Below are 12,677 nucleotides of genomic sequence, written 5' to 3'. Positions count from 1 at the left end.
TTTGGCATTGACTATCAAGCACACTGTTGAGTTCTCAAGGAACAGACGCGCATCCCCACCCGCCCTTCCAGGCCGGCGCGGAGGCAACCGTTCAAACTTACCTCAGGAAGCTCTGCAGATCAACTCGCCTTCCGGCTCGTGCCTGCTGCCCCTGGGGCGCACCCTAGGAACCTGATCTCTCAGGTCTCTCGTTGGGGTGGCCCGCCTGGCGGGACGGCCTCTTGCGAGTCCGTCGCCCTGCCGGGCTGGCTCGAAGAACATTACACACCCTCGGCGCGCAACACCAAATCGGCAGGATCCCGCGCTTCAGGCGCCCATGGCTCCTCGAGGATTCGTCCCATCACGCCTCGAGGGCCTCGGGGCCGCCCTCGAGCAGGCGGACGAACTGGTCCTCGTCGAGGATCGTCAGGCCAAGCTCCCGCGCCTTGGTCTCCTTGGAGCCAGCGTTCTCCCCGACGACCACATAGTCCGTCTTCTTCGAGACCGATCCGGCCGACTTGCCGCCGGCCGCGATGATCGCCTCCTTCGCACCGTCGCGCGTGAAGCCCTCGAGGCCGCCCGTCACCACGACGCTCAGGCCGGAGAGGACACCCGACGCGGGCTCGCGCACGGCGCCTGGCCCAGGGTGCCCCGGCGTCTCCAGCACGACTCCGGCCTTGCGCCAGCGCTCGACGATCTCGATGTGCCAGCCGACCGTGAACCACTCGATCAGCTCGGCTGCGATCACCGGCCCGACTCCCTCGACCGCGCTCAGCTCTTCCTGCGACGCAGCGCGCACTGCATCGAGCGAACCGAAGTGGTCAGCGAGCGCGCGGGCCGCGACGGGCCCTACATGACGGATATTGAGCGACACGAAGATTCGCCACAGATCCTTCGTCCGCGCCTTGACGAGCTCGCCGACGAGCTTCTCCGCTGCCTTCCCCGGTACGACAGACGGCGGTTCGAGCCCCGCAGCCTCAGCCTCGGGGAGCGACATGCCCTGAGCCTCGGCCCAGGCCTCCTGCTCCTTGCGCGTAGCCCGGCGCGCGAACGGGGTGCGCTCCTTCGCGCGCCCTTCGTCGTCCAGCTTGGGCAGGCCCGTCTCAGAGTCCTTGACGACGACGCGGATCGGCACGAGGTCCTCGACCCGGAGGTCGAACAACCCGGCTTCCGTCCGCAGCGGCGGCACCTCGGGGACGAGCGGCTGAGTCAGCGCTGCCGCGGTGACCTCGCCGAGCACCTCGATGTCGAGACCCGAGCGCGACCCGATGTGCTCGACCCGGCCCCGCACCTGCGCGGGGCACGACTCGGCGTTCGGGCAGCGGAGGTCGACGTCCCCCTCCTTCATGGGACGCAGTGGCGTACCGCACTCGGGGCACCCGGTCGGCATGACGAAGTCACGACGGGGGTATCCGTCGCTCTCCGCAGCCGTCACCGGCCCGACGATCTCAGGGATGACGTCGCCTGCCTTGCGGAGCACGACCATGTCACCGATCCGCACGCCCTTGACCTTCACGACGTCCTGGTTGTGCAGCGTCGCCTGACGCACGACCGATCCCGCGACGCGCACGGGCTCCATGACCGCGTACGGCGTCGCGCGCCCGGTGCGGCCCACCCCCACGACGATGTCCAAGAGGCGTGTGTTGACCTCCTCAGGCGGGTACTTGTAGGCGATCGCCCAGCGCGGGGCTCGGCTCGTCGCGCCCAAGCGCCGCTGCAACGCGACCTCGTCGACCTTGACGACGATCCCGTCGAGCTCGTGCTCGATCTCGTGTCGGTGCTCGGCGAAGTAGGCGATCATCTCGCGCACGCCCTCGAGGTCTCCGACGACGCGATTGTGCGGGGAGACCGGGACGTCCCAGCCGCGCAGCAGGTCGTACACCTGCGACTGGCGCACGATCCCTGCGTCCGAGCCCTCCGCACCAGGCTCGACCCCTGCCACGGGCGGCGCCGCGTCTCCCCAGTCGAGCGCACCGATCCCGTGCGCGTACATCGCGAGCGGGCGCGACGCCGTGATCCGCGGGTCCTTCTGCCGCAGTGAGCCAGCAGCAGCGTTGCGCGGGTTCGCGAACGGCGGCTTGCCCGCGGCAACCTGCGCCTCGTTGAGCGCCGCGAACTGCTCGACGAGCATGAACACCTCGCCGCGCACCTCGATCAGCTCGGGGTGCGTCGCCGGGTCGCCACCGAGCGTCGCCGGGATGCCCGCGATCGTGCGGACGTTGAGCGTGACGTCCTCCCCCGTGCGCCCGTCCCCGCGCGTGACTCCGCGCACGAGACGACCCCGCTCGTAGACGAGCGCGATCGCGAGACCGTCGATCTTCACCTCGGTCAGGTAGTGGACCTGCGCCTCCCCCACGTCCTTGCGGACGCGGTCCGCCCACGCGCCGAGGTCCTCGAGCGAGAAGGCGTTGTCGAGCGAGAGCATGCGCTCCACGTGGTCGACAGACGCGAAGTCCGTCGAGAACGTTCCGCCGACACGCTGCGTCGGCGACTGCGGGGTACGCAGCTCGGGGTACGTCTCCTCGAGTCGGGCGAGGTCGCGCAAGAGCTCGTCGTACTCGCCGTCCGAGATCGTGGGAGCGCTGCGCAGGTAGTAGGCGACCTGGTGCTCCTCGATCTGCTCGGCGAGCTCAGCCCATCTCTGACGTGCCGCGTCGTCGGCCACCGGCATCACGTCGCCGCCGTCACGCGCAGGCTCCGCCGGCGCCTGTCCCTGCAGGTCGTCACGCTTCGTCTTGCTCACCGCACCATCATGCCAAGCACCTCCGACACCGGCTCACCGGCGCTCGGGACGTGGTCCGGACGTCGGCGGGGCCGCCTAGGGTGAGCCCATGTCGAGCACCCAGCCGAAGCCAGCTGTCCCGGACGTCGTCGTCGAACCGGCGCGCAACGACCCCTTCCTGTGGCTCGAGGACGTCGAGGGCGACCGTGCGCTCGACTGGGTCCGCGAGCGCAACCGCGCGGCCCTCCACCGCCTCGCGACCCCGCGCCAACGGGAGATCGAGCGCGCCGCGCTCGAGGTGCTCGACGACGACGCGAAGATCCCGTACGTCTCGCTGGCCGGCGGCCTCCTCTACAACTTCTGGCGAGACGCCGTGCACCCACGTGGCGTGTGGCGGCGCACGACACCGACGTCCTACCGCACGCCGTCACCCGAGTGGGAGGTCCTGCTCGACCTCGACGCGCTCAACGCCGCCGAGGGCGAGGACTGGGTCTGGCACGGCGCGAGCGTGCTCCGACCGGGCTGCGACCGCGCGCTCGTCACCCTCTCGCACGGCGGCTCCGACGCCGACGTCACGCGCGAGCTCGACCTCACGTCGCTCGCGTTCGTCCCCGAGTCCGAGGGCGGCTTCGTCCGGCCCGAGGCGAAGGGCGGGATCGGCTGGATCGACCGGGACACGACGTTCGTCTACACGGACCTCGGCCCTGGGACGACGACGCCATCCGGATACCCCCGCACGGTGCGCCGCTGGCGTCGCGGCACGCCGATCACCGAGGCAGAGCTCGTCTACGAAGGCGCTGCTGACGACCTGTACATCAGCGCGCACCACGACCGGACACCGGGCTTCGAGCGCGACCTCGTGAGCCGCGCCATGACCTTCTACGAGTCCGAGACCTACGTCCTTGAGAACGACGGCACGACGACTCTCGTACCGGTGCCGCACTCGGCCGACGTCGACGTCCACCGCGAGTGGGTCGTCGTACGCCTGCGCGACGCCTGGGAGACCGCTGGCTCGACCTATCCCGCAGGAGCGCTCCTGGCGGTCCGCCTCGACAACCTGATCGCCGGTGACGCAGCCCCGACGACACTCTTCGAACCCACCGAGCATGCGAGCCTCGACGACGTCACGTGGACTCGTGCGCGCCTCGTCCTGACGATCCTCGACGACGTCCGCAACCGCATCGAGGTCCTCGAGCCGCCCGCGCAGGACTCGGCCGAGTGGCAGCGCACCCCGCTCCCGGGGGCCCCCTCGACCGCGACGCTCTCGGTCGCAGCGGTCGACCGCGACGAGTCCGACGACCTGTGGGTCGTCGCGACCGACTTCCTGACACCTGCCACGCTGCACGTCGTCGACGCCGCGGGACGCAAGCCTCCCGAGGCTGTCAAGGCGGCCCCGGCCGCCTTCGACCCGAGCGGGCTCACCTACGAGCAACGCTTCGCGACCTCGGACGACGGCACGCAGGTCCCGTACTTCGTCGTGCGGAGCACGGACACCCAGGCCGCGGCACCGGCCCCGACGCTCCTGTACGGGTACGGCGGCTTCGAGGTCTCGCTCACCGCCGACTACTCAGGCGTTCTGGGCAGGTCCTGGCTCGAGCGCGGTGGCACCTACGTCCTCGCCAACATCCGCGGCGGCGGCGAGTACGGCCCCGCCTGGCACCAGGCTGCCCTCCGGGAGAACCGGCACCGGGCGTTCGAGGACTTCGCCGCGGTCGCCCGCGACCTCGTCGCCACAGGCGTCACCACACCCGAGCGGCTGGGCTGCAAGGGGGGATCCAACGGAGGCCTGCTCACCGGCGCGATGCTGACGATGTACCCCGACCTCTTCGGGGCGGTCGTGATCCAGGTTCCGCTGCTCGACATGCGCCGCTACACGAAGCTCCTCGCCGGAGCATCATGGGCAGCCGAGTACGGGGACCCCGACGACCCCGAGCAGTGGGAGTACATCCGGACCTTCTCGCCGTACCACCTCGTCCGGCACGGTACGACCTACCCGCCCGTGCTGCTGACCACCTCGACGCGTGACGACCGTGTCCACCCCGGCCACGCCCGGAAGATGACCGCGCTCCTCGAGTCTGTCGGCGCAGACGTCACGTACGTCGAGAACATCGAGGGTGGGCACGGCGGCGCAGCCGACAACGCGCAGGCCGCGCACATGTCCGCACTCGCCTACGAGTTCCTCTGGCAGCAGCTCGGCTGACCGCGCGGCTCAGCCTGCCGCGCGCTCCGCGAGGATGAGGGACGCACGCGTGAGCGTCCGGAGCGCGTCCCGCTCGCTCCGGACGTCACCGCCAGCCCCGCGAGGGCTGGGGACGAGCGGGAGCGCGCCTCGCGCTGCCGTCACGACGACCTGGTCGAGCGACCGGTCCGTCAGGCCGATCCGATGCCACGGCTCGCTCACCAGCCGCGCGACCGCACCGACGTCCGCTCCCGCGCACTGCGAGACCGGCGCAGGCGGAAGACCCGCCCACAGGTCGACGCCCCGCTCGACCGCGCGCGCCACCTGGTCCCACGTGCGCTCGTCCCACGGCCCGAGGTCCAGGCCGATCGCGTCGGCGCCCGCGAGCACCGCCGGCGCGATACCTACCCAGCCGCCGCCCACGTGCACGACCGAGCGCGCGCCCGCCGCCCGCACCGCCCCCAGGACCGGCCGCAGCCCCTCCATCAGGACGGCCCGCTCGACCGCACGGATGCGCGAGTACCCCGAGAACGTGGGCAGCACGCCCGCGGCGACCTGCGCCAGCAGCGACTCGTCGAGCTGCACCGTCAACCGGGCCCGCGGCGCCTGACGCCGCACGTCCACGACGTGCCCAGCGACCCCCGCCGCCAGCGACTCGCCCAGCTCGCGGACCGCACCAGAGTCCGTCAGCACACGGTCGCCGCGCGCCAGGTACAGAGCAGCCGAGAGCGTCCACGGCCCCAGCACCTGCACGCTCAGCTCGCCGTCGAACGACGCCGCAGAGATCGCCAGCGCGTCGAGGTCCTCGCGCCAGAACGCCTGCGCGCGCTCGAGGTCGACCCCGCCGTGGTCAGCGAGCCGCCAGCCGTGCGGCCCCAGCTCGACCGGGAGCTGGTCGAGCAGCGCGCCTGTGCGACCGACCGGGTCTGCGCCAGGGCCGCGGGCCGCGAGCTCGGGCAGGAACGGTATGCCGCGCACGCCGTCGGGCACGTCGCTCAGGTCACCCACGACGGTCAGCTGCGACTCGAGGGGGTCGACGCCGGGCCACCGGCCAGGCCCCGACACGCCTGTACCCGGAGCCCGAGGCGGCAGCGCGGCAGCGACGTCGCCCGAGGTCTCGGTGGTCACGTCCGTCATCGCGACGTCGCCGCGCCCGCGCTCGCACGCCAGGCCCCCGACACCGTCGCCTGACCGAGCACGCGCGTGCCGCGATAGACGACGAGCGACTGCCCGGCCGCCACCCCGCGCAGCCGGTCGCCCGTCAGCTCGACCTCGAGAACGCCGTCGGCCGCCGTGCGTACGCGGGCCGGGACAGGCGCGCCGTGCGCGCGTACCTGAACCTCCGCGTCGAGCCACGCGTCCGGCGCGTCAGCCTGCACGTCCTCGGCGAGCCACACGAGGCGCTCGCCGGCGAGCCGGTCGACCGTGAGCAGCTCGGCCGCCCCGACCACCACCGTGTTCGTCGACGGCCGCACCTCGAGCACGTAGCGCGGCTTGCCGTCCGCAGCAGGGCGCCCCAGAGCGAGACCGCGGCGCTGCCCGACCGTGTACGCGTACGAGCCGTCGTGCTGCCCGACCACGTTCCCCTCGGTGTCGACCACGTCACCTGGCCGGGCCCCGAGCCGGTCCCGCAAGAACCCCTGTGTGTCACCGTCCGCGACGAAGCAGATGTCGTACGAGTCCGGCTTGGCCGAGACGCTCAAGCCACGACGAGCCGCCTCCGCCCGGACCTCCGCCTTCGACGCGAAGTCACCGAGCGGGAAGATCGACCGAGCGAGGCGATCAGGGCCCATGACCGCGAGGACATAGCTCTGGTCCTTGTCCACGTTCGGCGACCGGTGCAGCTCCCGCACGACCACGCCGTCGGCTCCTGTGCGCTCGACCACGCGCGCATAGTGCCCTGTCGCGACCGCGTCGAACCCGAGCGCGGTCGCCTTGTCGAGGAGCGCCTCGAACTTGATGTGCTCGTTGCAGCGCACGCACGGGTTGGGCGTGCGGCCCGCCTCGTACTCCGAGAGGAAGTCGGCGACGACCGTCTCCTCGAACGTCTCCGAGAGATCCCACACGTAGTACGGGATGCCGAGCACGTCCGCCGCGCGGCGCGCGTCCCCAGCGTCCTCGATCGAGCAGCACCCCCGCGATCCCGTGCGGAACTGCGCGCGGTCGCGCGACAGCGCCATGTGCACGCCGACCACCTCGTGACCCGCCTCGACCGCGAGCGCCGCAGCCACGGCCGAGTCGACGCCGCCGGACATCGCCGCCAGGACCCGCATCAGCCTGCCACCCCCCGGGTCGCGCCGAGCCGAGCAGAGGCGAGGCCCGCCCGTGAGGCCCTCACGACGATCTGCGGAAGCACGTCGAGGAGGCGCTCGACGTCACCCTCCGTCGACGTGCGGCCGAGCGAGAAGCGCAGCGCACCGCGAGCGTCGACCTCGTCGACGCCCATCGCGACGAGCACGTGCGAGGGCTGCGGCACCCCGGCCTGGCACGCCGAGCCCGTCGAGCACTGCACCCCGGCCGAGTCGAGCAGGTAGAGCAGCGAGTCTCCCTCGCAGCCCGGGAACGTGAAGTGGGCGTTCGCAGGCAGGCGCGCAGGCCCCCCGTCGAGCGCCGCGTCGACCGCGGGCCCGCGCAGGACCGCCGACGGGACACGCTCCCGCACACCCGCGACGAGCGCGTCGCGCAACGCGGCAACACGAGCCGCCTCCTCGCCGCGTGCCTCGACCGCCTCGTCGAGCGCGACCGCGAACGCACGCACCCCGGGCGCGTCGAGCGTCCCGGAGCGCACGCTGCGCTCCTGGCCGCCGCCGTGCAGGACCGGAGTGAGCGCGAGGCCGCGCCCTGCGACGAGAGCGCCGACCGACACGGGACCGCCCAGCTTGTGCGCCGAGACGGTCATCGCGTCGAGGCCCGAAGCAGCGAAGTCGACCGGAAGATGCGCGACCGCCTGGACGGCGTCAGCATGCACGGGAACGCCTGCGGCGTGCGCGACCTGCACGATGCGCCGCACCGGCTGGACCGTACCGACCTCGTTGTTGGCCCACATCACCGACACGAGCGCGACCTGGTCGCCGTTCTCGTCGAGCTCGGCGCGCAGCGCGTCGACGTCGACGAGCCCCTCCCTGTCGACCGGCAGCAGGACGATCTCCGCACCTGCGTGCTCGGCGAACCAGAACGCCGGGTCGAGGACGGCATGGTGCTCGACGCCGGAGACGACGACGCGACGACGCTCCGGATGGCCCGTGCGGCGAGCCCAGAACAGGCCCTTGATCGCGAGGTTGTCAGCCTCGGTGCCCCCGGCGGTGAAGATCACCTCGGACGGGCGCGCACCGATCGCGGCAGCGATCGACTCCCGCGCCTCCTCGACGACCCGACGGGCCGCGCGCCCCGCAGCGTGCAGGGACGACGGGTTGCCCACGGCCGCCATCTGCTCGGCATACGCCTCGATCGCCGCCCGGGACATCGGCGTCGTAGCGGCATGGTCGAGATAGACGGGGCGAGGGGTGGTCACGAGGTCCAGTCTACGAACGGCGCGGCGCGTGCCCGCGCGCGGGCAGCACCCCGGTCAGCCGCGACGCTCGCGGATCGCCGCCGCAGCCTGCGGAAGGACGGTCGCGAGATCGCCGACGACAGCGAAGTCGCAGATCTCGAAGATCGGGCACTCGGGGTCCGAGTTGACCGCCACGATCACCTCGGAGGCCTGCATGCCCCCGCGGTGGTGCGGCGCACCCGAGATGCCTGCGCCGACGTACAGGCGCGGGGAGATCGTCACCCCCGTCTGGCCGATCTGGGTGTCGTGCTCGATCCAGCCCTCGTCGACGCAGTCGCGCGTCGAGCCGACCGCCGCGCCAAGAGCGTCCGCGAGGTCACGCACCGGGCCGAAGTCGCCGCCGGTGCCGCGGCCGCCCGCGACGACGGACGCCGCCTCCGCGAGCGCGGGACCCGCCTCCGCGTCGACCTCGTGGACCGTGCGCGAGACGAGGCGCACGCCAGCCGCAGCGGCCGAGGCCTCCTCGGCCGGGACGGCGATCTTCTCGACGGACGGCGTCGTGGCTGCCAGCGCCACCGACGGGTGCACCGCGTTGGGGCGCACCGTGAGCAGGGCGAGCGGCGTGCGGACCTCGCACACGAGGTCCCACGTCCCCGCGAACACACGCTTCGCCCCGACGATGCTCGCGCTCTCGCCCTCGCGGACCTGCGCCGCGTCGATGATCAGGCCCGCGCCGGTCAGGAGCGCGAGCCGCGCGAGCACCTCCTTGTGCGCGAACGTCGCACGCGCGAGCAGGACCCGCGCGCCGTCGGTGACGCGGGTGAGCGCGTGCGCCGCGACACCCGTGAGGTGCGGCTCGCCGTCGACGGCGAGCTCGACGACGCGCGCGACGCCGTGCGCGCCGAGCTGCTCGAGGACCGCAGCGGAAGGGGCGTCGAACGAGACGACGGCGACGTCACCCAGCTCGCGAGCGATCGTCACGAGCTCGAGGTCGGCGTCGCGCAGCGGTGCTGCGAGCGAGTCGACGAGGACGAGGGCGGTGGAGGTGCTGGTCATGTCGGGCATCCCTCTCAGACGAGGCCGCGGCGGGCGAGGAAGTCAGCGAGCGCGATGCCGCCCTGCCCGCTGTCGACGTGGAGCTCGACGGGCGGGCGCTCCGGGCGCGGCGCGGCGGACAGCACCTGGGTCCGCGCTCCCGCCTCCCCGACCTTCGACGCGTCGACGTCGAGGTCTGCGAGGGACCAGGTCGTGATCGCCTTCGTGCGGGCCGCCATGATGAGCTTGAAGTTCGGGAAGCGTGGCCGGTTGATGTGGTCGTTGACGCTCACGACCACCGGCAGTTCCGCCTCGAGCACCTCGGTCACACCGTCGACGTCACGCTCGGCACGGGCAGCGCCGCCCGCGACCTCGAGCGCACCGGCGTTCGTCAGCTGAGGCCAGCCCAGCTCTGCGGCGACGAGCGCCGGGACCACCGAACCGAGACCGTCGAGCGCCGCCATACCAGCGAGCACGAGGTCGACCGGACCGTCCTGCGCGACGCGGCGCACCGCCGCGGCGAGCACGGCCGCCGTACCGAGGTAGTCGGAGCCCGCGAGCGCGTCGTCGAGCACGTGCACCCCGACGTCCGCACCGAGCTGGTACGCCCGGCGCAGCGCGTCCGACGCCTCCGCCGGCCCCATCGTCAGCGCGACGATCTCGCTGCCCGCACGCTCGTCGTCGGACATCCGCTCGAGCAGCCGCACCGCCTCCTCGAGGGGATGCTCGTCGAGCTCGTTGAGCGAGCCGTCGGCCGCGCCACGCGCGACCCGCCCGTCGACGAACGTCCTGTTCGAGTGGATGTTCGGCACGTGCTTGGCCAGCACGACGATTCTCAGACCCACGGTGCTCCTCGACTGATCTCAGGCTCTGCCCGGCCGGTCCGGCCCACGACGAGAGCAGGCTACCGCGCACTCCGCCACCCCGTCGGGTCATCCCGGGTGACGGATTCCCGACCGCGGGCGCTCCTGCCTCACAATGGGACGATCCACCGCCTCGCCCGCGAGCCGCTCAACATCGGGCCCGCAAGGACGAATGGACTAGAACCATGACCTGCCTGCTCGACGCCACCGCCCTCGACACGACCCGCGCGCCCCTCGGCGTCCGCGTCGTGGACGGCGGCGTGACCGTCGCGGTCGCTGCGGCGCACGCGACGCTCGTCGAGCTGTGCCTCCTCGACCGCGACGACTCCGCCCCGAGCGGCTGGCGCGAGCAACGCATCCCCCTGTTCGGTCCCCGCCTGGGCGTGTGGTCCGCGTTCGTGCCCGGCGTCCGCGCTGGCCAGCACTACGGGTTCCGTGCGCACGGCGCGTGGGACCCCGCCGTCGGCCTGCGCTACAACCCCCACAAGCTGCTGCTCGACCCGTATGCGCGCGGCCTCGAGGGCGACCTCGCGTACGGCCCCGAGACCTACGGGCACGCGTGGGACGTGCGCCACGACGACGGCGCTCCCGCGATGAGCCAGCTCGACTCGCTCGGCCACGTGCCCCACAGCGTCGTCGTCGACTCGTGGTTCACTCCCCCGGCCTCGGGCCGCCCGCTGGTCCCGTGGAGCGCGACGGTCGTCTACGAAGCCCACGTGCGCGGCCTGACCCTCCACCTGCCCGGCCTGCCCGACGAGCTGCGCGGCACCTACGCGGGCCTCGCCCACCCCGTCGCGATCGAGCACCTCAAGAGCCTCGGCGTCACGACCCTCGAGCTCCTGCCGATCCACGCGTCCGCGTCCGAGCCGCACCTCGTGCGCAACGGCCTGACCAACTACTGGGGCTACAACACGCTCGGCTTCTTCGCGCCCGAGCCGCGGTACGCGATGGCCTCCTCCCGTGCGGCGGGGCCCGGCGCCGTCCTCGACGAGCTCAAGGGGATGGTCGCCCTGCTCCACGAGGCCGGCATCGAGGTCGTGCTCGACGTCGTCCTCAACCACACGTGCGAGGGTGGCACCGACGGACAGCAGCTGTCGTGGCGCGGACTCGACCCGACCGTCTACTACCTGCACGACGGCGGCTCCCCCGCTCGGTTCGCGGACGTCACCGGGTGCGGCAACACGCTCGACTTCCGCCGCACGCGCGTCGTGCAGATGGCGCTCGACTCGCTGCGGTACTGGGCGAACGAGGTCGGCGTCGACGGCTTCCGCTTCGACCTTGCCGTCACGCTCGGCCGCGGCCACGACGGGTTCACGAACTTCCACCCGTTCCTCGTCGCCGTCCAGACCGACCCTGTCCTGAGCGGCCTCAAGCTCATCGCGGAGCCGTGGGACGTCGGCCCCGGCGGCTGGCAGACCGGCAGCTTCAAAGCGCCGTTCGCCGAGTGGAACGACCGCTTCCGCAACGCGGTGCGCTCCTTCTGGCTCACCGACGCTCGCGCAGCCTCGCACGGGCACCCCACGCACGGGGTGCGCGAGCTCGCGACCCGCCTGTCCGGCTCCGCCGACGTCTTCGGGCACAGCGACCCGCCTCTCGTGCGCGGGCCCGGCGCCTCGATCAACTTCGTGACCGCGCACGACGGCTTCACGATGGCCGACCTCACCGCGTACGACCACAAGCACAACGAGGCGAACGGCGAGGACAACCGCGACGGGTCCGACGACAACCGGTCGTGGAACCACGGGATCGAGGGCCGCCTCGACCATGTCGGCTCCGAGATCGCCGCGCTGCGCCGCCGGTCCCACCGCAACCTCATGGCGACGCTCCTGCTGAGCGCGGGGACACCCATGATCACCGCGGGCGACGAGATGGGGCGCACGCAGCACGGCAACAACAACGCCTACTGCCAGGACACCGACATCGCGCACGTGTCGTGGGAGCTCGACGCACCTGCGCGCGACCTCCTCGAGACGACGCGCTACCTCCTCGCGCTGCGCGCCTCCCTGCGCGCGCTCCAGGCCGAGCACTTCTTCCTCGGGCGGCCCCTCGCGCGGCGCGGCGACGACAAGCTCGACCTCGCCTGGCTCGGCCCCGACGGCGAGGCGCTCACCGCCGACCGGTGGAACGACTCGTGCCTGCGCTCCCTGCAGATGATCCGGCGTACTGCTGACACCGACGACCGGGCCGTGCTCCTCGCGCTCAACGGCTCGCTCGAGCCCGTCCCGCTCACGCTGCCGTCGGACGAGGTCTGGGAGCTCGTCTGGGACAGCACGTGGGAGAACCCCGTCGAGCGTCTGAGCCTCGACGACGAGGACGACCCCGAGCTCGAGCCGCTGAGCATCCGGATGTACGTCTCGAAGGCCCCATGACCGGCGCGGACGCGCCTGCGAGCGAGGGCGCCCCCCGCGC

At 72.3% G+C, this 12,677-nt stretch carries 8 protein-coding genes; 2 read left to right on the top strand and 6 right to left on the bottom strand.

The window, feature by feature from the left end; genetic code table 11:
- Nucleotides 1-340: 340 nt before the first annotated feature.
- Nucleotides 341-2,650, bottom strand: coding sequence for an NAD-dependent DNA ligase LigA (ligA, locus tag AC4F3Q_RS11210; RefSeq protein WP_491040037.1), 2,310 nt, complete (start codon nt 2,648-2,650; stop codon nt 341-343).
- Between the two features lie 160 nt (nt 2,651-2,810).
- Between ligA and AC4F3Q_RS11205 the strand changes: the two genes are divergently transcribed.
- A complete protein-coding gene (locus tag AC4F3Q_RS11205; protein WP_491040030.1) occupies nt 2,811-4,901 on the top strand; it encodes a prolyl oligopeptidase family serine peptidase in 2,091 nt (696 codons plus the stop codon).
- 9 nt (nt 4,902-4,910) lie between these two features.
- On the opposite strand, the gene AC4F3Q_RS11200 is transcribed toward AC4F3Q_RS11205, so the two are convergent.
- From AC4F3Q_RS11200 to AC4F3Q_RS11180, 5 genes are read right to left on the bottom strand one after another with little or no spacing between them, the layout of a single operon-like run.
- Nucleotides 4,911-6,008 (bottom strand): uroporphyrinogen decarboxylase/cobalamine-independent methonine synthase family protein, encoded by a 1,098-nt coding sequence (locus AC4F3Q_RS11200; protein WP_491040029.1) that lies wholly within the window; start codon nt 6,006-6,008, stop codon nt 4,911-4,913.
- A 5-nt stretch (nt 6,009-6,013) separates the two neighbouring features.
- The gene (gene mnmA, locus AC4F3Q_RS11195; protein WP_491040028.1) at nt 6,014-7,153 is read right to left on the bottom strand and encodes a tRNA 2-thiouridine(34) synthase MnmA; all 1,140 of its coding nucleotides are present in this window, start codon (nt 7,151-7,153) and stop codon (nt 6,014-6,016) included.
- Nucleotides 7,153-8,391 (bottom strand): cysteine desulfurase family protein, encoded by a 1,239-nt coding sequence (locus tag AC4F3Q_RS11190; RefSeq protein WP_491040027.1) that lies wholly within the window; start codon nt 8,389-8,391, stop codon nt 7,153-7,155. The genes mnmA and AC4F3Q_RS11190 overlap by 1 nt, the downstream gene beginning before the upstream one ends.
- Before the next feature lie 54 nt (nt 8,392-8,445).
- Complete coding sequence (locus tag AC4F3Q_RS11185) at nt 8,446-9,426, bottom strand: electron transfer flavoprotein subunit alpha/FixB family protein (protein WP_491040026.1); 981 nt, start codon at nt 9,424-9,426, stop codon at nt 8,446-8,448.
- A 14-nt stretch (nt 9,427-9,440) separates the two neighbouring features.
- Nucleotides 9,441-10,250, bottom strand: coding sequence for an electron transfer flavoprotein subunit beta/FixA family protein (locus tag AC4F3Q_RS11180; protein WP_491040025.1), 810 nt, complete (start codon nt 10,248-10,250; stop codon nt 9,441-9,443).
- Between the two features lie 203 nt (nt 10,251-10,453).
- Between AC4F3Q_RS11180 and glgX the strand changes: the two genes are divergently transcribed.
- On the top strand, nt 10,454-12,637 hold the full coding sequence (gene glgX, locus AC4F3Q_RS11175; RefSeq protein ID WP_491040024.1) for a glycogen debranching protein GlgX: 2,184 nt from the start codon (nt 10,454-10,456) through the stop codon (nt 12,635-12,637).
- Nucleotides 12,638-12,677 lie beyond the last annotated feature (40 nt).

The sequence above is a fragment of the Flavimobilis sp. BM9 genome (assembly GCF_058313055.1).
This window is presented reverse-complemented; position numbering and strand designations above follow the sequence as displayed.

Coding starts and splice junctions, on each gene's coding strand:
- ligA (WP_491040037.1), bottom strand. CDS start 2,650: ATGCCGGTGGCCGACGACGCGGCACGTCAGAGATGGGCTGAGCTCGCC.
- AC4F3Q_RS11205 (WP_491040030.1), top strand. CDS start 2,811: ATGTCGAGCACCCAGCCGAAGCCAGCTGTCCCGGACGTCGTCGTCGAA.
- mnmA (WP_491040028.1), bottom strand. CDS start 7,153: ATGCGGGTCCTGGCGGCGATGTCCGGCGGCGTCGACTCGGCCGTGGCT.
- AC4F3Q_RS11185 (WP_491040026.1), bottom strand. CDS start 9,426: ATGACCAGCACCTCCACCGCCCTCGTCCTCGTCGACTCGCTCGCAGCA.
- glgX (WP_491040024.1), top strand. CDS start 10,454: ATGACCTGCCTGCTCGACGCCACCGCCCTCGACACGACCCGCGCGCCC.